Origin of the sequence: Actinacidiphila alni, from assembly GCF_900112845.1 — a bacterium.
GTDB classification, from domain to species: domain Bacteria; phylum Actinomycetota; class Actinomycetes; order Streptomycetales; family Streptomycetaceae; genus Actinacidiphila; species Actinacidiphila alni.
Genome location: NZ_FONG01000032.1, coordinates 1 through 21,494 on the forward strand (window position 1 = coordinate 1; position 21,494 = coordinate 21,494).

Here is a 21,494-nt window from a genome sequence, read left to right on the forward strand (position 1 = left end):
CACCGTCGGCGTGCGTCAGGTGCACGATCAGGCCGCTGGACGGATGGGTGATCACCTGAGGATTCGGTGCCGCCTCGGCTCCGGCCCCGGGAAAAGGTCGTCGCTCTGCTGCGGACATCTCAAGGCCCTCTCTCATCGGCGTGCGGCGTCCCTCTCATGCTGGCCACCGACCGGGAGGCACGTCAAGTAAAACGTGAATGAGAATTCATCCTTTGCGGATCCGGAATCGGACTTCGTACGATAAGGGCATGGACGACGCCGCGCCGCACACCACCGGATGGACGTTTCTGACCAACCACGCCCGCGTTCTGGCCGTGATCGCCCGCGATCCGGGGAGCCGTGTACGGGACATCGCCGCGCACTGCCTGCTCACCGAACGCGCCGTGCAGAAGATCATCGCCGACCTGGAGACCGGCGGGTACCTCGCCCACACCCGCGTCGGGCGCTCCAACCGGTACGAGATCCCCTCCGGCACCGCACTGCGCCACCCGGCGGACGCCGGACCGACCGTCGCCGATCTGCTCGCCCTGCTCACCATCGACCAGGAGGCCGGCGAGCCGGCCGGACCGGAGTCGGCCGGGTCGGACGACGCATCCGCAGGCCCCGACGGGAGCTGACCCGGGCCCGGGGCCGGGCCCGTCGCGGGCGGGTCGGGGCGGAGTCGCGCGTGGCAGACTCGGGCCGCATGATCGACGAATTCGCGAAGGACAACCTGCGCGGGCGGCTGCGGCGGGACCGCCAGGCGCTGCTCTGGAAGCTCGACGGCCTGGCCGAATATGACACCCGCAGGCCCCTGACAGCGACCGGGACCAATCTGCTCGGCCTGGTCAAGCACGTCGCGAACGTCGAGGCCAGATACTTCGGCGAGGTCTTCGGCCGCCCCTCCCCCGAGCCGCTGCCCCGGTGGCAGGACCACATCGCCGACAGCGACCTGTGGGCCACCGAGGACGAGACCCGCGACGGGATCGTCGCCTTCTACCTGCGCACCTGGGACCACTCCGACGCGACGATCGACGCACTCCCCCTGGACGCCCCCGGCCACGTGCCGTGGTGGCCGGAACCCGGCGCCACCACCAACCTGTTCGCCGTCCTGACCCACGTCCTCAGCGAAACCGTCCGCCACGCCGGACACGCCGACATCCTCCGCGAGAGCATCGACGGCCGCACCGGAGCCCGCGCGGAACACGAGCAGCCCATCGACGAGGCCGCCCGCGCGGCCCACCGGGCAGCGGTCGAGAAGGCCGCCCGCTCAGCCGCCTCCGTCACGCCCTGACACCGGTCCGGGCACGAGGAAGCCGGGGGCGGCGCCTCCGCACGAAGCGTCGCCCCCGGCGGGGTGGGGCCGGGGCGGGGTGCCGGTCGGTGAGGGTGCCCCCAGGGCAAGGGGCTTCCGTCGGCACTCCGGGCCCGGCCCGGTCGGTGGGGTCAGCGGGCCGCCGCGCGGCCCGCTTCGAGGCGGGCCACGGGGATCCGGAAGGGGGAGCAGGAGACGTAGTCGAGGCCGACCTCGTGGAAGAAGTGGACGGACTCGGGGTCGCCGCCGTGCTCGCCGCAGACGCCGAGCTTGAGGCCGGGGCGGGTGGCGCGGCCGGCCTGGCAGGCGGAGCGGACGAGGGCGCCGACGCCGTCGCGGTCGATGGTCTCGAACGGGGAGACCCCGAAGATGCCCTTCTCCAAGTAGGCGGTGAAGAAGGAGGCTTCGACGTCGTCGCGGGAGAACCCCCAGACGGTCTGGGTGAGATCGTTGGTGCCGAAGGAGAAGAATTCGGCGGCCTCGGCGATCTGACCGGCCGTCAGCGCGGCCCGCGGCAGCTCGATCATGGTGCCGATGGCGAGCTTGAGTTCGGTGCCGGTGGCGGCCTCGACCTCGGCGATGACCCGGTCGGCCTCCTCGCGGACGATCTCCAGCTCCTGCACGGTGCCGACCAGCGGGATCATCACCTCGGCGCGCGGGTCGCCCTTGACGGACCTGCGGTGCGCCGCGGCCTCCGCGATGGCGCGGACCTGCATCGCGAACAGGCCGGGTACGACCAGCCCGAGGCGTACGCCGCGCAGCCCCAGCATCGGATTCTGCTCGTGCAGCTTGTGCACGGCCTGGAGCAGCCGCAGATCGTTCTCGTTGGCGTCCTTGCGGGACTCCGCGAGCGCGACCCGTACCGACAACTCCGTGATGTCCGGCAGGAATTCGTGCAGCGGCGGGTCCAGCAGCCGTACGGTGACCGGCAGTCCGTCCATCGCCTCGAACAGCTCGATGAAGTCGGCCTTCTGCAACGGGAGAAGAGCGCCGAGCGCCTCCTCGCGCTCGGTGTCGGTGTCGGCGAGGATCAGCCGCTCGACCAGTTCGCGCCGCTCGCCGAGGAACATGTGCTCGGTGCGGCACAGCCCGATGCCCTGGGCGCCGAAGCGGCGGGCCCGGCTGGCGTCCTCGGCGTTGTCGGCGTTGGCGCGCACCCGCAGCCGGCGGACCCGGTCGGCGTACGCCATGATCCGGTGCACGGCCTGGACGAGTTCGTCGGCCTCGTCGGCGCCGGCGTGCATGCGGCCCTCGAAGTACTCCACGACCGGCGACGGCACGACCGGCACCTCGCCGACGTACACCTTGCCCGACGAGCCGTCGATCGAGATGAGGTCGCCCTCCTCTATCACCACGCCACCGGGGGCGGTCAGCCGTCGCCGCTTGGTGTCGACCTCCAGCTCCTCGGCGCCGCACACGCACGTCTTGCCCATGCCGCGGGCGACGACGGCGGCGTGCGAGGTCTTGCCGCCGCGGCTGGTGAGGATGCCCTCGGCGGCGATCATGCCGTTGAGGTCGTCGGGGTTGGTCTCGCGGCGGATCAGGATGACCTTCTCGCCGGACCGCGACCACTTCACCGCGGTGTACGAGTCGAAGACCGCCTTGCCGACCGCGGCGCCCGGCGAGGCCGCGATGCCCCAGCCGATCCGCCGCACACCGCTCGCCGCGGAGGTGGCCGAGTCGTCGAAGCGCGGGAACATCAGCTGCGCGAGCTGCGCGCCGTTGACCCGCTGGAGCGCCTCGGCCTCGGTGATCAGGCCCTGGTCGACCAGCTGGGTGGCGATCCGGAAGGCCGCCGCCGCGGTCCGCTTGCCGACCCGGGTCTGGAGCATCCACAGCTTGCCGCGCTCGATGGTGAACTCGATGTCGCACAGGTCGCGGTAGTGCGTCTCCAGCGTCTCCATGATCGCCAGCAGCGCGTCGTACGACGTCTTGTCGATCCCTTCGAGATCGGCGAGCGGCACGGTGTTGCGGATGCCGGCCACGACGTCCTCGCCCTGCGCGTTCTGCAGGTAGTCGCCGTACGTGCCCTGGTGGCCGCTGGCGGGATCGCGGGTGAAGGCGACGCCGGTGCCGGAGTCGGGGCCGAGGTTGCCGAAGACCATCGAGCAGATGTTGACGGCGGTGCCGAGGTCGCCGGGGATACGTTCCTGGCGGCGGTAGAGCTTGGCGCGCTCGGTGTTCCAGGAGTCGAAGACCGCGCGGACGGCGAGGTCCATCTGCTCGCGCGGCTCTTGCGGGAAGTCCCGGCCGGTCTCCTTGGCGACGATCGCCTTGAAGTCGTCGACGAGCTGTTTGAGGTCGGCCGCGTCCAGACCGAGGTCGCTGTCGGCGCCCTTGGCCCGCTTGGCCTCCTCCAGCGCGTCCTCGAAGAGGTCGCCGTCCACGCCGAGCACGGTCTTGCCGAACATCTGCACAAGGCGCCGGTAGGAGTCCCAGGCGAAGCGCTCGTTGCCCGCCTGCGCGGCGAGGCCGGCCACCGACGCGTCGGACAGGCCGATGTTGAGGACGGTGTCCATCATGCCCGGCATGGAGAATTTGGCGCCCGAGCGGACCGAGACCAGCAGCGGGTCGTCCGCCTGGCCCAGCTTCTTGCCCATCCGCTGCTCCAGCGCGTCGAGGTGCGCACTCACCTCGTCGCGCAGCGCCGCGGGCTCCGCGCCGGTGTCCAGATAGACCTTGCACGCCTCGGTGGTGATCGTGAACCCCGGGGGGACGGGCAGGCCGAGATTGGTCATCTCGGCGAGGTTCGCACCTTTCCCGCCGAGCAGGTCCTTGAGGTCTTTGTTGCCCTCAGTGAAGTCGTAGACGAACTTCTGGTTCTTCTGTCGTGCCGACACGGGACTCGACTCCTCGTCCGACCGGGATGCCCTGACGGCGGGGAGCGTACCCAGCCCGAAGGGGTCGCAGTGCGTCCATGACCTCGACACACGGCGGTAACCGCCCGTCTGCCGGGGTCCCCCGCCGCGGGGGTGCGCCGCCCGGGGTTCATCGTCCGTTCACGAGTCGAACGCAGCGCTTCGCTGCGCTGGCTTCCGGGCCGGCGTTGTCGACGCAGAGTGACGGGTGGCCGTCCGGCCTGGAGACAAGGGGGTGGCACTGAGTGCCATGCATTCGAGAGGTGACACGCTCGGATGTGCGCTCATTTGAGCGCAAGAGGTATCAAGCGTGGGGTGAATCACGTCGCGCGTCTCACATCCTGGACGCACTCTGTAGAGGCGTGCCCTCAGCCGCCCGAGGTGTCGGACTCCGCGTCCTCCGTCAGGGCGGCGCACTCGTAGGGGTCGTTCAGCCAGCCGTCCGGGAGGACGACGCGCTTGCCGGGGGCGGTGCGGCCGCGGGGGCCGTCGGCGTGGGCGGGCCAGGGCTGGGTGAGGTCGAGCGCCGCGAACTGCTCGTCCAGCTCGGCGAGCGACGAGGCCGTGGCAAGGGCGCGGCGCGCGTCGGAGCCGACCGAGAAGCCCTTGGTGTACCAAGGCACGTGCTTGCGGAAGTCGATGACGCCGCGCGCCTCGTCCCCGATCCACTCCCCCAACAGTTCGGCGTGCCGCCGCATGACGCGGGTGACCTGCCCGAAGTCGGGGGCGGCCGGGGCCCCGGGCCCGCCCTCCTCGAAGGCCGCGACGAGGTCGCCGAAGAGCCAGGGCCTGCCGAGGCACCCGCGGCCGACCACCACACCGTCGCAGCCGGTCGCGCGCATCATCCGTACCGCGTCGTCCGCGCACCAGATGTCGCCGTTGCCGAGCACCGGGATCTCCGTGACGTGGTCGCGCAGCCGCGCGATGGCGTCCCAGTCGGCGGTGCCGCCGTAGTGCTGGGCGGCCGTACGGCCGTGCAGCGCGACCGCCGTCACGCCCTCCTCGACCGCGATCCGGCCCGCGTCCAGATACGTGAGGTGGTCGTCGTCGATGCCCTTGCGCATCTTGATGGTGACCGGCAGGTCACCGGCGTTGCCGACCGCCTCGCGCAGGATCGACCGCAGCAGATTGCGCTTGAACGGCAGCGCCGAGCCGCCGCCCTTGCGGGTCACCTTCGGTACAGGGCAGCCGAAGTTGAGGTCGATGTGATCGGCGAGATCCTCGTCCACGATCATCCGCACCGCCTTGCCGACGGTCACCGGATCGACGCCGTAGAGCTGGATCGAGCGCGGCGTCTCGGTGGCGTCGAAGTGGATGAGGTGCATGGTCTTCTCATTGCGCTCGACCAGCGCCCGGGTGGTGATCATCTCGCTGACGAACAGCCCCTTGCCGCCGCTGAACTCCCTGCACAGCGTGCGGAAGGGCGCGTTGGTGATGCCGGCCATCGGCGCCAGCACCACCGGCGGCCACACGGTGTGCGGCCCGATCCGGAGGGCGCCCGCGGCGGGTGCGGTCGCGGCGGGTGCGCCCGCGGCGGGCGAGTCCGTACCGGTCGCGGGCACGGCCGGCGTGCGGGTGTCGGTCACCGGGGCGGTGGTGTCAGCGGTCATACGCCCATTGTCGCGTACGCGGCGCACGGCCCGTCCCCGTTAGTTGTACGATTGAAATGATTTCGCTCGTACAATCATTGGAGCCTGCATCCATGCCTGAGCTGACGCACCGGCGCCGCATGCTCGTCCTGGGGATCTGCTGCATGAGTCTGCTGATCGTCAGTCTGGACAACACGATCCTGAACGTGGCGCTGCCGTCGATGCAGAAGGACTTCCACGCCTCGGTGTCGGGCCTCCAGTGGACGATCGACGCCTACCTCGTGGTGATCGCCTCACTGCTGCTGCTGTCCGGCTCCACCGCCGACCGGCTCGGCCGCAAGAAGATCTTCCGGATCGGCCTGGTGCTCTTCACCATCGGCTCGGTGCTGTGCAGCCTCGCGCCCGGCCTCGGCTGGCTGATCGCCTTCCGGATGGTGCAGGCGGTCGGCGGTTCGATGCTCAACCCGGTGGCGATGTCGATCATCACCAACACCTTCTCCGACCCGCGCGAGCGGGCCCGCGCCATCGGCGTCTGGGGCGGCGTGGTCGGCATCAGCATGGCGGCCGGACCGATCGTCGGCGGCGCGCTCGTGCAGTCCGTCGGCTGGCGGTCGATCTTCTGGATCAACCTGCCGGTCGGCCTGGTCGCGCTGGCCCTGACCTCGCGCTACATCCCCGAGTCCCGTGCGCCCCGGCCGCGCCGCGTCGATCCGGTCGGCCAGGTGCTGGTGATCGCGCTGCTCGGCTCCCTCACCTACGGCATCATCGAGGGCTCCGACGCGGGCTGGACCTCCCCGCTGATCGTCGGCTGCTTCGCCGTCACCGTACTGGCGCTGCTGGGCCTGACCCGGTACGAGAAGCGGCGCACCGACCCGCTGATCGACATGCGGTTCTTCCGCAGCGCCCCCTTCAGCGGCGCGACCGTCATCGCGGTCAGCGGCTTCGCGGCGCTCGGCGGCTTCCTGTTCCTCAACACCCTGTACCTGCAGAACGACCGCGGCCTGTCCGCCCTGGACGCCGGGCTCTACATGCTGCCGATGGCGCTGATGTGCCTGGTCTTCGCGCCGCTGTCCGGCCGCCTGGTCGCCTCGCGCGGGCCGCGTCTGTCGCTGGTGCTCGCGGGTACGGCGATGACGGCCAGCGGTGTGCTGTTCGCGGCGCTGGACGCGCAGTCCTCCAACGCGCTGCTGTTCACCTCGTACGTGCTGTTCGGCATCGGTTTCGGCCTGGTCAACGCGCCGATCACCAACACCGCCGTGTCCGGGATGCCGCGCTCGCAGGCCGGGGTCGCGGCGGCGGTGGCGTCCACCAGCCGGCAGATCGGCCAGTCGCTGGGCGTCGCCGTGATCGGCGCGGCGCTGGCGGCCGGGCTGCACACCGCGGCCTGGTGGATCATCGTGGGCTGCGGCGCCAGCGTGCTGATCCTCGGTACGCTCACCAGCGGCCGGTGGGCCCGCGGCACGGCGGAACGGGCGGCGGACCTGCTCATGGCCGAAGACTCCGCAGACGGCACCCCTCGAATCCCGGTGAGCACCTCATGACGACGACGTCGGAGCCCCTCGACACCGCTGACGGCATGAACGGCACGAGCGGTACGGGCGGTACGGAAACGGCCGCGGACCCGGCCGCCGGCGGTACGGACCCGGCCGCCGCCACGGACGCCGCCGCCGAGCGCGTCTGGCGCAATCTGCGCGCCCTCGTCCTGGAGCGCAACGAGCGCCGCAAGGAGGTCGCGGAGGCGCTCGGCATGAGCTTCTTCCGGATCAAGGTGCTGCGCCGGGTCGCCGCCTCCCCCGGCAGCCTCAGCGAACTGGCCGCCGAACTGGCCTCGGACCGCCCGTACACCACCCTCGTGGTGGACGACCTCGCCAAGCGTGGCCTGGTCGAGCGGCACCAGCACCCCACCGACCGGCGCAGCAAGATCGTGACGGCGACCGCCGAGGGCCGGGCGACGGCGGACCGCGCCAACGCCGTCCTCGGCACCCCGCCGGACTCGCTGCGCGCCCTGCCGCCGCGGGACCTGGCCACGCTGGAACGGATCGTGGCGGCGCTGATCGCCGCCGACCGGTCGGCGGCACAGAACACCGCCGAAGACGGGAACGAGAACGGGGACGGCAACGCTCAGGCGGGCACGGACTCCTGAGCCAGCGTCAATTCGTGCAGCCGTACCAGGCGTTCACGCGTCAGGTCGTCGGCGGGGGTGTACGTGGTCAGCCGCGGGCCCTGCTGCGGGCCGAGCCACAGATGTGTGAAGTCGAAGGACAGCAGGCCGACTTGGGGGTTGAGATAGCGCTTGAGATGACCGTCGGGCTGGAGCACCTCGTGCCGCTCCCACATCTCGCAGAAGTCCGGTGACGCCTGCTGGAGCCGCTTGAGCAGCGCCTTCCAGGCGGGCTCGGCCAGATGCTGTGCCATCGAGGCACGGAATTTGGCGGCCATCAGCCGGATGCTCTCCTCGCGGTCGACCATCCGCTCGCGCCACAGCGGGTCGGTGAAGGACAGCCACATGATGTTGCGGTCCTCCACCGGCAGCGCGTCCAGGTCGCTGACCAGCCGGCCGTAGGTGCGGTTGTACGCGATGATGTCGTAGCGGCTGTTGACGACGGCGGCGGGCAACGGCGCGAGCTGGTCGATCATGGAGCGCACCGCGCTCGACATGCCGGGGCAGTCCAGGTGCGGGTGCGGGTCGGCGGTCCCGGCGAGGGTGAACAGATGCGTCCGCTCGGTGTGGTCGAGCATCAGGGCCCGCGCGATGGCGTCGGCGACCTGCCCGGAGACCTGGATCTCCCGCGCCTGCTCCAGCCACGTGTACCAGGTGACCCCGACCGCGGCGAGCTGCGCGACCTCCTCGCGGCGCAGCCCCGGGGTGCGGCGGCGCCGGCCCGGCGGCAGGCCGACCTGCTCGGGCGAGATCCGCTCGCGGCGGCTGCGCAGGAAGGACGCCAGCTCCCGGCGGCGGACCGCCGCCGCCGCGGCGGCGGGCACATCCGGATCCGCGGGCAGGTCCAGGACCCGGGCGGTGTCCGCGGCGGCGGAGCGGCCGGCCGGGGTCACGGCATTGACGTCAGCGCTCATATTCCCAGGGTGCCGTATACGTCAGCCGGTGGCCAGGTGCTCCGTATACCTGGATAAACGCTCTCTGGTACCCCCTTGGGAAGGGGTCCAGTGTGGAGCACGTGACCGACCGAATGGAACCCACCATGACCTCCCGGGCTCAGGTGCTCCCCCGCGTGACCCGCATCGGGGCAGCCGCACGGCCCGCTTCCGTCCCCACTCCGCCGCCCGCCCCGCGTACGTCGGGCGGCGCGCAGTCCCCCGCCCCGGCCGCCCCCGGTCTGAGCGCGCTCGGCCTGCTGACCGTGCTGCTCGGCGCCGCGCTGCCGATGGTGGACTTCTTCATCGTCAACGTGGCCCTGCCCACCATCGACCGCGACCTGAACGCCGGACCGGCCGTCCTGGAGATGGTCGTCGCCGGATACGGCGTCGCGTACGCCGTCCTGCTCGTGCTCGGCGGCCGGCTCGGCGACATGTTCGGCCGCCGCAATCTCTTCCTGTGGGGCCTGGCGCTGTTCGCCGTCACCTCGCTGGCCTGCGGTGTCGCCCCGACCGCCTGGACCCTGGTGGCGGCCCGTGTCGCCCAGGGCGCCGCCTCCGCGCTGCTGCTGCCGCAGGCGCTGGCCACCATCCAGTCCGCCACCTCCGGCAGCAGCCGCGGCAAGGCGCTGAGCTATTACGGCGCGACCGCGGGCGTGGCCAGCGTCGTCGGCCAGGTGCTCGGCGGTGTGCTGGTCTCCGCGGACATCGCGGGCAGCGGCTGGCGGGCGATCTTCCTGGTCAATGTGCCGGTGGCCGCCGTGGCGCTGGCGCTGGCGCTGAAGTCGGTGCCGGAGACCCGCTCCCCGCACCCGGCCAGGATCGACAAGCCGGGCACCGTCCTGCTCGCGGTGACGCTGATCACTCTGCTGCTGCCGCTCACCGAGGGCCGGGCGGCCGGCTGGCCGCTGTGGTCGTGGGTGCTGCTGGGCGTCTTCCCGTTCGCGGCGGCGGCCTTCGTGGCGGTCGAGCGGCGCGGTGAGCGCACCGGCCGGACCCCGCTGCTGCCGCCGTCCCTGGTCCGCATCCACAGTGTGCGCAGCGGTCTGCTGCTGATCGTGCCCTTCTGCCTCGGCTTCGGCGGCTTCATGTTCGTCGTGGCGGTGGCCATGCAGGACGGGCTGCACTTCGGGGCGATGCGGGCGGGCGCGGCGCTGGTGCCGTTCTGCGCGGCCTTCTTCGTGGCGTCGCTGCTGGGCCCGCGCGCGGTGGCGCGGTTCGGCAACCGTACGGTGACCGGCGGCGCGCTGATCCAGGGCGTGGGTCTGCTCGCGCTGGCCGCGACCTTCCACTACGGCTGGCCGCACCTGGGCGTGTGGGCGCTGACGCCCGCGATGGCGGTCACCGGTTTCGGCCAGGGACTCGTGCTGCCCGTGGTCTTCCGGGTCGTGCTCAGCGAGGTGCCCGCGGCGCAGGCCGGGGTCGGCGGCGGCGCGATGGCCACCACCCAGCAGTCCAGCCTGGCGCTCGGCGTGGCGACCCTCGGCACCCTCTTCCTGACGCTGACGTCGTCCGTCGGCATCCGGGACGCGCTGGTGTGGACGCTGCTCGCACAGCTGGCGGCGGTGGCCGCCACGGTGGCGCTGAGCCTGCGGCTGCCGCGCCAGGTGGCATAGCCTCCGCCCGGTCACGGGACACACATGGACTGACAGATATTGAAATCTGTCAGTCCATGTGTCACGGTGGGGAGTGTTCCCGACCATCCCACCCGAAGGGGCTTCCTCCTGATGCGCACCCGCACCCTCGGCAGCACAGGACCCGCCGTCTCCGCCATCGGCCTCGGCTGCATGGGCATGTCCGGCGCCTACGGCGCCGCCGACGAGACCGAGTCCGTCGCCACCATCCACGCCGCCCTCGACGCGGGCGTGAATCTGCTCGACACCGGCGACTTCTACGGCATGGGCCTGAACGAACTGCTGATCCGCGACGCCCTGCGGGCCCGCCCCGGCAGCCGCGACCAGGCCGTCATCAGCGTCAAATTCGGTGCCCTGCGCGACATCGACAACGGCTTCCACGGCGTCGACGGCCGCCCCGCCGCCGTCCGCAACTTCCTCGCGTACTCGCTGAACCGGCTCGGCACCGACCACATCGACATCTACCGGATCGCCCGCGTCGACCCGGCCGTACCGATCGAGGAGACCGTCGGCGCGATCGCCGAGCAGGTCCAGGCGGGACGGGTCCGGCACATCGGCCTGTCCGAGGTCGGCGCGGAGACCCTGCGCCGGGCCGCGTCCGTCGCGCCGATCGCCGACGTGCAGATCGAGTACAGCCTCTTCGACCGCGGCATCGAGCGGGAGATCCTGCCGACCGCGCGCGAACTGGGCACCGGCATCACCGCGTACGGCGTGCTCTCGCGCGGCCTGCTGAGCGGTCACTGGTCGCCGCAGCGCGGGGTCGCGGAGGGCGACTTCCGCGCCCACTCGCCGCGCTTCTCCGCGGAGAACCTGGACCGCAACCTCGGCCTGGTCGAGGCGCTGCGCAAGGTCGCCGAGGGCAAGGGCATCACGGTGGCGCAGGCCGCCATCGCCTGGGTGCTCTCGCGCGGCGACGACATCGTGCCGGTGATCGGCGCCCGCCGCCGGGACCGGCTCGCCGAGACGCTGTCCGCGCTGGAGGTCGACCTGAGCGAGGCCGACCTCGCCGACATCGAGCGGGCCGTGCCGCCGTCCGAGGTCGCAGGCACCCGCTACCCGACCGCGCAGATGGCGCACCTGGACAGCGAACGCTGACCCCACCGGGCCGCCCCCGAAGCGCGGGGGTCGGCCGGGACCGGCGTCTGCCGCCCGGCCGCCGGGCGGCACACTGGAGGCCGACGGCGGCCGCCGGTGCCGCCGCCCGCCAGACGAAAGGCCGCCCCGCCATGCCGCCGGAGACCCTGACCCCCGAACGGATCCTCGAAGCCACCGAGGAAGTGCTGCGCCGCTACGGCCCCGCCAAGGCGACCGTGGTCGACGTGGCGCGGGCGCTCGGGGTCAGCCACGGCACCGTCTACCGGCACTTCCGCACCAAGGCGGCGCTGCGCGACGCGGTCACCCAGCGGTGGCTGGCCGAGGCGCACGCCTCGCTCGCGGACATCGCGGCGTCCGACGGGCCCGCGGCCGAGCGGCTGCCGCGCTGGCTCGGCGAACTCTTCGCCGCGAAGCGGCGCAAGGCCGATCTCGATCCCGAACTGTTCGCGACCTTCCAGACGCTGGCCCGCGACAACAGCGGGGCCGTCAGCCGCCATGTGCGCGAGACGGTCGCACAGCTCGCCGGGATCGTCGCGGACGGCGTACGGAGCGGGGAGTTCGCGCCCTGCGACCCGGCGGTGACCGCGCGGGCCGTGTGGGACGCGACCTGCCGCTTCCACGACCCGGCGTACGGGGCGGAGTGGGTGTCGCCGGGCATCGACGGGGAATTCGACGCGGTGTGCGAGCTGGTGCTGCGCGGGCTGCGGAAGAGCTGACGGCCCCGCCGGCGTTGTCCTGTGCGGTGGCTCGCGGCCGACGGAAGGGACCCGCACATGTACGACGTACGCGACCGGCCGGCGCCGGTGCTCGCGGATCCGCCCGTACGCTCCGGGCCGCCGCGGTGGGCCGGCCACGCGCTGCTCGCCTGCGGCCTGGCGCTCGTGCCCTGGCTGGTCGTGCTCGCCGTCACGCTTCCCTCGGCCTCCACCGCCTCCGGCGGCCACTGGGCCACCGCCTGGGTCGGCCTCGACGCCTTTGAGGCGGCCGGTCTGATCGCCACCGGCGTGCTCGCGACGCGCCGCGCCCGTCTCCTGCCGCCTGCCGCGGCGGCCACCGCGATGCTGCTGGTCACCGACGCCTGGTTCGACACCACCACCGCCGCCCCCGGCCAGGACTTCGCCGTCGCCCTGGCGATGGCACTGGCCGCGGAACTGCCGCTCGCGGCGGCCTGCGCGGTGCTCGCCGTCCGCGCGCTGCCCCGGTGACACGGAAAAGGCGGGGGCGGGGCCGGAATCGTTCCGGCCCCGCCCCCGCCCGTGTCGGGTCCGGCGTCAGCAGCCCAGCAGACGGGAGCCGAGGTAGGTCTCGACCTGGTCCAGGGAGACGCGCTCCTGCTTCATCGTGTCGCGCTCGCGGACGGTGACCGCGTTGTCGTCCAGGGTGTCGAAGTCGACCGTGACGCAGAAGGGCGTACCGATCTCGTCCTGGCGGCGGTAGCGGCGGCCGATCGCGCCGGCGTCGTCGAACTCGATGTTCCAGTTCTTGCGCAGGGCGGTCGCCAGGCCCCTGGCCTTCGGGGACAGCTCAGGATTGCGGGACAGCGGCAGCACCGCGACCTTCACCGGGGCCAGCCGCGGGTCGAGCCGCATGACGGTGCGCTTCTCCATGACGCCCTTGGCGTTGGGCGCCTCGTCCTCGTTGTACGCGTCGAGCATGAAGGCCAGCATCGCGCGGTTCACACCGGCCGCGGGCTCGATGACGTACGGGAACCACTTCTCGCCCGCCTCCTGGTCGAAGAAGGTGAGGTCCTGGCCGGACGCCTTGGAGTGCGAGGAGAGGTCGAAGTCGGTGCGGTTGGCCACACCCTCCAGCTCACTGAACTCCTGGCCACCGAAGTTGAAGCGGTACTCGATGTCCGCGGTGCGCTTGGAGTAGTGCGAGAGCTTCTCCTTGGGGTGGTCGTACCACCGGATGTTCTCCTCGCGGATGCCGAGGCCCGTGTACCAGTTCCAGCGCTCCTGCATCCAGTACTCGTGCCACTTCTCGTCCTCGCCGGGCTTGACGAAGAACTCCATCTCCATCTGCTCGAACTCGCGGGTGCGGAAGATGAAGTTGCCGGGCGTGATCTCGTTGCGGAACGACTTGCCCATCTGGGCGATGCCGAACGGCGGCTTCTTGCGCGAGGTGGTCTGCACCTGCCCGAAGTTGACGAAGATGCCCTGTGCGGTCTCGGGCCGCAGGTACGCCACCGAGCCCGCGTCCTGGGTCGGGCCGAGGTGCGTCTGGAGCATGCCGGAGAACTGCTTGGGCTCGGTGAAGGCGCCCTTGGTGCCGCAGTGCGGGCAGTTGATGTCGGCGAGGCCGTTGGCCGGGGGCTTGCCGTGCTTGGCCTCGTACGCCTCCTCCAGGTGGTCGGCGCGGTAGCGCTTGTGACAGGAGGTGCACTCGGTGAGCGGGTCGGAGAAGGTCGCGACATGGCCGGAGGCGACCCAGACCTCGGGCGCCAGGATCACCGAGGAGTCGATACCCACCACGTCCTCGCGGGAGGTCACCATGGCACGCCACCACTGGCGCTTGATGTTCTCCTTCAGCTCCACGCCCAGCGGCCCGTAGTCCCAGGCGGCGCGCGAACCGCCGTAGATCTCACTGCTCGGGAAAACGAAGCCACGGCGCTTGCTCAGGCTGACGATGGTGTCGATCTTGTCGGCGGCCACGGTGCTCTCTTCAGTACGACGAAGCGGTCAGTTGCCCCAGATTACCGGCGGGTGCGGCCCCCGTATCAAATCCGTTCCAGGATCCCCGCCCTACCGGCAATTGACAATCGTTTCCACTTTTGATGAAAATGAGAGTCATGAACATCCGTCGCCGCCCGATACCCGCCGCCACTCGTCTCGTCGGCGCCGCCGCCACCGCCGTACTCGGCCTGCTGGCACTGTCGGCCTGCTCCGGCGCCGACGCCTCCGACAACGCCGGCGGCCCGGCCAAGAACGGCGGAAAGCTCAAGGTCACGGCCTCCTTCTACCCGTTGCAGTACCTCGCGGAGCAGATCGGCGCCGGTCATGTCGCGGTGACCGACCTCACCAAGCCGGGCGTCGAGCCGCACGATCTGGAGCTGACCCCGAAGCAGACCGGCAAGCTCGGCCAGTCCGATGTGATCGTCTACCTCAAGGGGCTCCAGCCCGCCGTGGACGACGCCGTGAAGCTGTCCGGCGTGAAGCACACGGTCGACGCCGCCGCGCTGACCCCGCTGGAGGACCACGGCACCGAGGTGGACGGCACGCACCACACCACCGGGGACAACGGCACCGGCGGCGAGGGCGACGAGGATGCCGGGGCCGACCCGCACATCTGGCTGGACCCGGTGAAGTACGCCGAGGTCGCCAAGGGCGTCGGCAAGGCGCTGGAGCAGGCGGACCCGGCGCATTCCGCCGCGTACGGCAAGAACACCGACGCGCTGGTGGCCAGGCTCACCGCGCTCGACACGTCCTTCCGCGACGGCCTGAAGAACCGCGCCTCGGACACCTTCGTCACCACGCACGCCGCCTTCGGCTACCTCGCCGAGCGCTACGGGTTGGTCGAGGAGGCGATCAACGGCATCGACCCGGAGAGCGAGCCGAGCGCCGCCCGCGTCAAGGCGCTGCACGACCTGGTCAGGAGCAAGCACGTGTCCACCGTCTTCTTCGAGACGCTGGTCAGCGACGCCACCGCGAAGACGCTGGCGGGCGACCTCGGGCTGCGGACGGACGTCCTCGACCCGATCGAAGGCATCACCGACAAGTCCAGGGGCACCGACTACTTCCAGGTGCAGCAGAGCAATCTGGCGGCCCTGCGCACCGCGCTCGGCGCGAAGTGACGGAGGTCATGACCATGCGCTCCTCGGAAGAACCCGTCGTCGCGCTGCGCGGCGGCACCGCCACCCTCGGCGCCCGCCCGGTGCTGCGCGGCATCGACCTGACCGTCGCGCGCGGCGAGGTCGTCGCGCTGCTCGGCGCGAACGGCTCGGGCAAGTCCACGGCGGTCCGCGCGGTCATCGGCCAGGTGCCGCTGACCGGCGGCACGCTGGAGCTGTTCGGCACACCGCTGCGCCGCTTCCGGCAGTGGGCGCGGATCGGCTACGTACCGCAGCGCACCACCGCGGCCGGCGGGGTGCCGGCGACCGTGCGCGAGGTGGTCTCCGCCGGGCGGCTGGCCCGCACCCGGCTGCGGCCGATGGGGCGCGCCGACCGGGCCGCGGTGGACCGCGCCATCGCCACCGTGGGCCTCGCCGACCGGGCCCGTGACTCCGTCGACGCGCTGTCCGGCGGCCAGCACCAGCGGGTGCTGATCGCCCGCGCACTCGCCGCGGAACCCGAACTCCTCATCATGGACGAGCCGATGGCGGGCGTGGACCTGGCCAGCCAGCGGATCCTCGCTGCCACCCTGCGCGAGCAGGTCGCGGCCGGCGCCACCGTCCTGCTCGTGCTGCACGAACTGGGGCCGCTGGAGCCGCTGATCGACCGCGCGGTGGTGCTGCGCGACGGCTGCGTCACCCACGACGGGCCGCCGCCGCGGGCGCTCGGCCAGCACGCCCTGCCGGGCCACGACCACGTACACCCGCACGCGGACACCGCCGCGCCGGTCAGGACGGGACTTCTGAGCTGATGGAATTCCTCGACTACGCCTTCATGCAGCGGGCCCTGATCGCCGCCGCGCTGGTCGGCGTCACCGCGCCCGCCATCGGCATCTACCTCGTGCAGCGCCGCCAGGCCCTGATGGGCGACGGCATCGGCCATGTCGCGCTGACCGGTGTCGGCCTCGGCTTCCTGCTCCAGTCCAACCCGGTGTGGGTGGCCACCGCCGTCTCGGTCGCGGGCGCCGTCGCCATGGAACTGATCCGCTGGTACGGGAAGACGCGCGGCGACATCGCGCTGGCGATGCTCTTCTACGGCGGCATGGCGGGCGGTGTGATGCTCACCAGTCTCGCGCCCAACGGCTCCAACGCGAATCTGGAGACGTATCTGTTCGGCTCGATCACCACGGTGTCGCCGTCCGACATCACCACCATGTGCCTGCTGGCGGGCTTCGTGGTGCTGGTCACGGTGGGGCTGCGGCGGCAGCTGTTCGCGGTGTCGCAGGACGAGGAATTCGCCCGGGTCACCGGACTGCCGGTGCGGCTGCTGAATCTGCTGGTCGCGGTCACGGCCGCGCTCACCGTCACCGTGGCCATGCGGGTGGTGGGGCTGCTGCTGGTCAGCGCGCTGATGGTGATCCCGGTGGCCGCGGCCCAGCAGGTCACCCGCAGCTTCCTGGTCACCTTCGTCAGCGCGATCGCCATCGGCGTCACCGTCACCCTGTCCGGGACCGTGACCTCGTACTACGTGGACGTGCCCTCAGGTGCGACGATCGTGCTCATCACCATCGGCCTGTTCGTCGTGCTGACCGCGCTGGCCACCCCGCTAGCGAGGAAGCGCGCGCGGAAGGCGGCGGCCGAGCGGGAACGGTGCACCCTGGAGGTGGAGGTGCCCACCGCCCGCGGCGCCTCGGAGGAGGTACCCGCCTGACCGGCGCGGCCTGGCACAATGGGCCCTCGGACAGACGCACGCTGCGACCAAGAAGGAGGCACCGGTGACCACCCATCCCGTACGCGGCCGTGCGACCCGGCAACGGGCCGCCGTGTCCGCCGCTCTGTCGGAGGTCGACGAATTCCGCAGCGCCCAGGACCTGCACGACATCCTGAAGCACCGCGGCGACTCCGTCGGGCTCACCACCGTCTACCGCACCCTCCAGTCGCTCGCGGACGCCGGCGAGATCGACGTCCTGCGCACCGGTGAGGGCGAGTCGGTCTACCGGCGCTGCTCCGGCGGCGGGCACCACCACCACCTGGTCTGCCGCGTCTGCGGCAAGGCCGTGGAGGTCGAAGGCCCCGCCGTGGAGAAGTGGGCCGAGGCCGTCGCCTCCGAGCACGGCTTCGTGGACGTCGCCCACACCATGGAGATCTTCGGCACCTGCGCCGACTGCGCCGCCGCGCCGGCCGCCGAGTAACCCCGCGGCGGGGGGCGGGCCGGTTACGCGCGCTGCTCGCCCGCCAGTTGGGCCTCGTTCGGAATGGCGCCGCCGAACCGGCGGTCGCGGGAGGCGTATTCGACGCAGGCCCGCCACAGGTCGCGGCGGTCGAAGTCCGGCCAGAGCACGTCCTGGAACACCATCTCGGCGTAACTGCTCTGCCAGAGCAGGTAGTTGGAGGTGCGCTGCTCGCCGCTGGGGCGCAGGAAGAGGTCGACGTCGGGCATGTCGGGGTAGTAGAGGTACTTCGCGAAGGTCTTCTCGGTGACCTTGGACGGGTCGAGCCGCCCGGCCGCCACATCGCGGGCGATCGCCTGCGCGGCGTCCGCGATCTCGGCGCGGCCACCGTAGTTGACGCAGAAGTAGAGCGTCATGGCGTCATTGCCGACCGTCTGCTCCTGGGCGACCTGGAGTTCCTGGACGACGGACTTCCACATCTTCGGCATCCGGCCCACCCACCGGATACGGATGCCCAGTTCGTCCATCTCGTCGCGGCGGCGGCGGATGACGTCCCGGTTGAAGTTCATCAGGAAGCGCACCTCGTCGGGCGAGCGCTTCCAGTTCTCGGTCGAGAAGGCGTACAGCGACAGATTCTTGACGCCGATCTCCAGGCAGCCCTTGAGCACGTCCAGAACGACGCCCTCGCCGACCCGGTGGCCCTCGGTGCGGGGCAGGCCGCGCTCCTTGGCCCAGCGGCCGTTGCCGTCCATCACGACGGCGACGTGCTTGGGCACCAGCTCGCTCTGCAGCTTCGGCGGCCGCGCACCGGACGGGTGCGGGTCGGGCGTGCGGTAGGAGCTCCGGGAACGGGCCAGAATCCCGCGACGTGCCATGGTGGTACTTCTCCTCAGGCCTTCTCGACGAACCGCAGGGAGCGCAGGCCGCGCTCCAGATGCCACTGGAGGTAGGCCGCCACCAGCCCGCTGCCCTCGCGGCAGTGCCGCGGCTCGCAGGCGTCGGCGGTCTCCCAGTCGCCGCCCAGCAGCGCGCCGAGCAGTTCCAGTGACTCCCGTGAGGGTACGACGCTTCCCGGCACCCGGCAGTCGCCGCAGACGACTCCTCCCGCGCCGACCGAAAAGAACCGGTTCGGTCCGGTCATGCCGCACTTCGCGCAGTCGTCGAAGCTGGGCGCGTAGCCGTTGACGGCCAGCGAGCGCAGCAGGAAGGCGTCCAGCACCAGCCGCGGGTCGTGGTCGCCGGCGGCGAGCGTCCGCAGCGCGCCGACCAGCAGCAGATACTGCTGCACCGCCGGTTCGCCCTCGTGGTCGGTGAAGCGCTCGGCCGTCTCCAGCATCGCGGTGCCCGCGGTGTAGCGCTCGTAGTCGGCGACGATGGCGCCGCCGTACGGCGCGATCGTCTCGCCCTGGGTGCACAGTGGCAGGCCGCGGCCGATCAGCTCGCCGCCGCGTACGAAGAACTGCACGTCGACATGGCTGAAGGGTTCGAGGCGGGCGCCGAACTTCGACTTCGTCCTGCGCACCCCGCGAGCCACCGCGCGGACCCGGCCGTGCCGCCGGGTGAGCAGCGTGATGATCCGGTCCGCCTCACCCAGTTTCTGGGTGCGCAGCACGATGCCGTCGTCGCGGAACAGACTCATGCGGGCCATTCTCGCGCACGCGCCGGGCACCGCGGCGCCGGACGCCGATTCACCCGCCGTACGAGACGGACCGCGGGCCGCGGGGGCGGGTCGACCGAGGTCGTGCGTGCGGGCCGCGGGTCGCGCGTCAGCGGTCGGCGCCGGGGGCGACCAGGCCCGACTCGTAGGCGGCGATGACCAGTTGGGCGCGGTCGCGGGCGCCGAGCTTGCCCATGATGCGGCTCACATGGGTCTTGGCGGTGAGCGGGCTCAGGCCCAGCGCCTCGCCGGTCTCGGCGTTGTTCAGGCCGCGCGCGACCAGGGTGAGCACCTCGCGCTCGCGGTCCGACAGGCCGCCGAGCGAGGCCGGGGCGGGCGCGCTGACCAGCGGCCGGTCCGGCAGCCGCAGCACCCGGGCGATCAGCCGGGCGGTGGGTCCCGGCGACAGCAGCGAGTCGCCGGCCGCGACCGTACGGATCGCGTCCAGCAGTTCGGCGGGCCTGGTGTCCTTGACCAGGAAGCCGGAGGCGCCCGCGCGCAGCGCCGACACCACGTGCTGGTCGTCGTCGTACGTGGTCAGCACGAGGATCCGCACCCCCGCCAGGTCGTCGTCCGCCGCGATCCGCCGGGTGGCCTCGATGCCGTCCAGCTCCGGCATCCGGATGTCCATCACGACGACGTCGGCGCGGGCGGCGCGCGCCATGTCGACCGCCTCCAGGCCGTTGGCGGCCTGGCCGACCACCTCCATGTCGCGGGCGGACTCCACCAGCATCGCGAACGCGGCGCGCACCAGCGTCTGGTCGTCGGCGAGCAGCACCCGGATCGGCGCGGGCGGCGAGGTCATCGGTGGTCTCCCTGGCTGTCGACGGTGAACGGCAGTACGGCGCCGACCGCGAAGCCCGTACGGCCCGGCCGCGGCCCCGCGGTGAGGGTGCCGCCGACGCTGCGGGCCCGCTCCCGCATGCCGACGATGCCGAAGCCCTCCGGGCGGCCCGTGCTGTCGTCGCCCGGCCCGTCGTCCTCGATCAGCAGCCGCAGCCCGTCGGGGCCGCGCTCCACCCGCACCGTGATCAGCGGGCTGGGCACCCCGGAGTGCCGCATGGCGTTGGTCAGCGACTCCTGGACGATACGGAAGGCCGCCGCGCCCACCGCGGGCGGCACCGGGTCGGCGCCGTCCGGCACGTCCAGTTCGACCCGGGCCCCGGCGGCCTCCGCGGCCGTCGCCAGCGCCGGTATCCCGGCCAGGTCCGGCAGCGGGCCGTCGCCGTCGGCCCGCAGCACCCGCAGCGTGGTGCGCAGTTCGGCGCGGGCCTCGCGGCAGGTGTCGGCGATCGTGTCGAGGGCCGCGGCCACCGCCGTACGGTCGAGCCGGTCGGGGTCGGCGACCAGGATGTGCGCGGCCACCGAGGTCTGCACACCGATCAGGGTGATGCTGTGCGCGAGCAGGTCGTGCAGGTCGCGGGCGATCCGCAGCCGCTCCTCCGCGACCCGGCGGGCCGCCTCCTCCTCGCGGGTGCGCTCGGCTCTTTCGGCACGGCCGACGATGGCCGCGACGTAATTGCGGTGCATCCGCACCACCTCGCCGGCCACCGCGACCGCCACGATCCAGCCCGCGCTCTTGAGCAGCTCGGTGCCCGCGTGGGGCGCGCTGATCGTCGACATGATCGCCGCCATCAGCGCGATGACGCTCGGCAGCAGCAGGAACGTACGCAGCGGGGGGCCCGCGACGGCCAGGGCGTACAGCGCGACCATGCTCGACGGGATCGGCGCCACCTGCAAATTCTCCAGGTAGTGGTACGGCGCCACCGCCGCGAGCATGCCGAGCATGCACCACAGCGGGGAGCGGCGCCGCCACACCAGGACGGCGGCGCTCGCGACCAGCAGCGTCCAGCCCAGCAGGTCGGGACGGGCGCTGCCCTGCTCCTCCGGCAGGCAGCACGCGAGCAGTGCTTCCACGAGGAAGACCAGGGCGGCGAAGGCGATGTCCACCGGGGCGATGCGCGGCACCGGCACCGCGGGGACGCGGGGGGCGCGCAGCAGATCCATGGTGAGGGCCACGGAACCATCCTCGCGGATGCGGGGTGGGCTCAGATAGGTCACCGTGCGGTGGGCCTGAGGGTCTTCAGGGGTACCGCTCTGATGCGGGGTACCGCCCACGGGCGGTCGGCGCTCACCATCGCTCCTCCGGAAGTGGCCGAGGCTTTCTTCTGCCTCCCACCCTCTCGCCCGGGGCGCCCTTCCCTCGTCCCGCTCCGGGCCGACCCGAGGGCTACTCCCCCGGACGCACCGCCCTTCACCTACTCCCCCGGGAGTACGGCGCCCCTGACGAACCGCACTCCGCGAGGAGAAAGGGCACCCATTTCCGTAAGCGGA

20 protein-coding genes are annotated in these 21,494 nt (G+C 71.9%); 12 read left to right on the top strand and 8 right to left on the bottom strand.

Features of this window, described 5'->3' with window-relative positions:
- The first annotated feature begins 248 nt into the window (after positions 1 to 248).
- A complete protein-coding gene (locus BM076_RS33495; protein ID WP_093717543.1) occupies positions 249 to 617 on the top strand; it encodes a helix-turn-helix transcriptional regulator in 369 nt (122 codons plus the stop codon).
- A 68-nt stretch (positions 618 to 685) separates the two neighbouring features.
- Positions 686 to 1,273: a DinB family protein gene (locus BM076_RS33500; protein ID WP_093717544.1), complete on the top strand. Its 588-nt coding sequence runs from the start codon at positions 686 to 688 to the stop codon at positions 1,271 to 1,273.
- A 152-nt stretch (positions 1,274 to 1,425) separates the two neighbouring features.
- On the opposite strand, the gene ppdK is transcribed toward BM076_RS33500, so the two are convergent.
- Both ppdK and dusB read right to left on the bottom strand, forming a co-directional pair.
- A complete protein-coding gene (gene ppdK, locus BM076_RS33505) occupies positions 1,426 to 4,134 on the bottom strand; it encodes a pyruvate, phosphate dikinase (RefSeq protein WP_093717545.1) in 2,709 nt (902 codons plus the stop codon).
- Positions 4,135 to 4,520: 386 nt separating this feature from the next.
- The gene (gene dusB, locus BM076_RS33510; RefSeq protein ID WP_093717546.1) at positions 4,521 to 5,762 is read right to left on the bottom strand and encodes a tRNA dihydrouridine synthase DusB; all 1,242 of its coding nucleotides are present in this window, start codon (positions 5,760 to 5,762) and stop codon (positions 4,521 to 4,523) included.
- A 92-nt stretch (positions 5,763 to 5,854) separates the two neighbouring features.
- Between dusB and BM076_RS33515 the strand changes: the two genes are divergently transcribed.
- Both BM076_RS33515 and BM076_RS33520 read left to right on the top strand, forming a co-directional pair.
- Positions 5,855 to 7,282, top strand: a complete 1,428-nt coding sequence (locus BM076_RS33515; protein WP_093717547.1) for an MFS transporter — start codon at positions 5,855 to 5,857, stop codon at positions 7,280 to 7,282.
- A complete protein-coding gene (locus tag BM076_RS33520; RefSeq protein WP_245796629.1) occupies positions 7,279 to 7,884 on the top strand; it encodes a MarR family winged helix-turn-helix transcriptional regulator in 606 nt (201 codons plus the stop codon). Before BM076_RS33515 ends, BM076_RS33520 begins: the two co-directional genes overlap by 4 nt.
- Here the strand turns inward: BM076_RS33520 and BM076_RS33525 are convergent.
- Positions 7,863 to 8,816, bottom strand: a complete 954-nt coding sequence (locus tag BM076_RS33525; RefSeq protein WP_093717548.1) for a helix-turn-helix transcriptional regulator — start codon at positions 8,814 to 8,816, stop codon at positions 7,863 to 7,865. The two genes, BM076_RS33520 and BM076_RS33525, sit on opposite strands and share 22 nt — an antisense overlap.
- Positions 8,817 to 8,941: 125 nt before the next feature.
- On the opposite strand from BM076_RS33525, the gene BM076_RS33530 reads away from it, so the two are divergent.
- The 4 genes from BM076_RS33530 (at position 8,942) to BM076_RS33545 (ending at position 12,768) form a co-directional block, all read left to right on the top strand.
- Positions 8,942 to 10,450 carry an MFS transporter gene (locus BM076_RS33530; RefSeq protein ID WP_407640744.1) on the top strand — a complete coding sequence of 503 codons (1,509 nt, stop codon included), beginning with the start codon at positions 8,942 to 8,944 and terminating at the stop codon, positions 10,448 to 10,450.
- Positions 10,451 to 10,561: 111 nt separating this feature from the next.
- Positions 10,562 to 11,563, top strand: coding sequence for an aldo/keto reductase (locus BM076_RS33535; protein ID WP_093717550.1), 1,002 nt, complete (start codon positions 10,562 to 10,564; stop codon positions 11,561 to 11,563).
- 131 nt (positions 11,564 to 11,694) lie between these two features.
- Complete coding sequence (locus tag BM076_RS33540) at positions 11,695 to 12,279, top strand: TetR family transcriptional regulator (RefSeq protein WP_093717551.1); 585 nt, start codon at positions 11,695 to 11,697, stop codon at positions 12,277 to 12,279.
- A 57-nt stretch (positions 12,280 to 12,336) separates the two neighbouring features.
- Positions 12,337 to 12,768 (top strand): A4/G1 family peptidase, encoded by a 432-nt coding sequence (locus BM076_RS33545; protein WP_245796630.1) that lies wholly within the window; start codon positions 12,337 to 12,339, stop codon positions 12,766 to 12,768.
- A 66-nt stretch (positions 12,769 to 12,834) separates the two neighbouring features.
- Here BM076_RS33545 and BM076_RS33550 read toward each other — a convergent pair whose 3' ends face one another.
- Complete coding sequence (locus BM076_RS33550) at positions 12,835 to 14,217, bottom strand: glycine--tRNA ligase (RefSeq protein WP_093717552.1); 1,383 nt, start codon at positions 14,215 to 14,217, stop codon at positions 12,835 to 12,837.
- Positions 14,218 to 14,354: 137 nt separating this feature from the next.
- Here BM076_RS33550 and BM076_RS33555 point away from each other — a divergent pair, with 137 nt between their 5' ends.
- The 4 genes from BM076_RS33555 (at position 14,355) to BM076_RS33570 (ending at position 17,524) form a co-directional block, all read left to right on the top strand.
- Complete coding sequence (locus BM076_RS33555) at positions 14,355 to 15,356, top strand: metal ABC transporter substrate-binding protein (RefSeq protein WP_093717553.1); 1,002 nt, start codon at positions 14,355 to 14,357, stop codon at positions 15,354 to 15,356.
- 8 nt (positions 15,357 to 15,364) lie between these two features.
- Positions 15,365 to 16,144 carry a metal ABC transporter ATP-binding protein gene (locus tag BM076_RS33560; RefSeq protein WP_093717554.1) on the top strand — a complete coding sequence of 260 codons (780 nt, stop codon included), beginning with the start codon at positions 15,365 to 15,367 and terminating at the stop codon, positions 16,142 to 16,144.
- A complete protein-coding gene (locus BM076_RS33565; RefSeq protein ID WP_093717555.1) occupies positions 16,144 to 17,043 on the top strand; it encodes a metal ABC transporter permease in 900 nt (299 codons plus the stop codon). The genes BM076_RS33560 and BM076_RS33565 overlap by 1 nt, the downstream gene beginning before the upstream one ends.
- Before the next feature lie 64 nt (positions 17,044 to 17,107).
- Positions 17,108 to 17,524 (top strand): Fur family transcriptional regulator, encoded by a 417-nt coding sequence (locus tag BM076_RS33570; protein ID WP_093717556.1) that lies wholly within the window; start codon positions 17,108 to 17,110, stop codon positions 17,522 to 17,524.
- A 23-nt stretch (positions 17,525 to 17,547) separates the two neighbouring features.
- Here the strand turns inward: BM076_RS33570 and BM076_RS33575 are convergent, their stop codons facing one another.
- The 4 genes from BM076_RS33575 to BM076_RS33590 form a co-directional block, all read right to left on the bottom strand.
- Positions 17,548 to 18,378 carry an isoprenyl transferase gene (locus BM076_RS33575; protein WP_093717557.1) on the bottom strand — a complete coding sequence of 277 codons (831 nt, stop codon included), beginning with the start codon at positions 18,376 to 18,378 and terminating at the stop codon, positions 17,548 to 17,550.
- A gap of 14 nt (positions 18,379 to 18,392) precedes the next feature.
- The gene (recO, locus tag BM076_RS33580; RefSeq protein WP_093717599.1) at positions 18,393 to 19,142 is read right to left on the bottom strand and encodes a DNA repair protein RecO; all 750 of its coding nucleotides are present in this window, start codon (positions 19,140 to 19,142) and stop codon (positions 18,393 to 18,395) included.
- Positions 19,143 to 19,269: 127 nt separating this feature from the next.
- Positions 19,270 to 19,965 carry a response regulator transcription factor gene (locus BM076_RS33585; protein ID WP_093717558.1) on the bottom strand — a complete coding sequence of 232 codons (696 nt, stop codon included), beginning with the start codon at positions 19,963 to 19,965 and terminating at the stop codon, positions 19,270 to 19,272.
- Complete coding sequence (locus BM076_RS33590) at positions 19,962 to 21,179, bottom strand: sensor histidine kinase (protein WP_245796631.1); 1,218 nt, start codon at positions 21,177 to 21,179, stop codon at positions 19,962 to 19,964. Before BM076_RS33590 ends, BM076_RS33585 begins: the two co-directional genes overlap by 4 nt.
- Positions 21,180 to 21,494 lie beyond the last annotated feature (315 nt).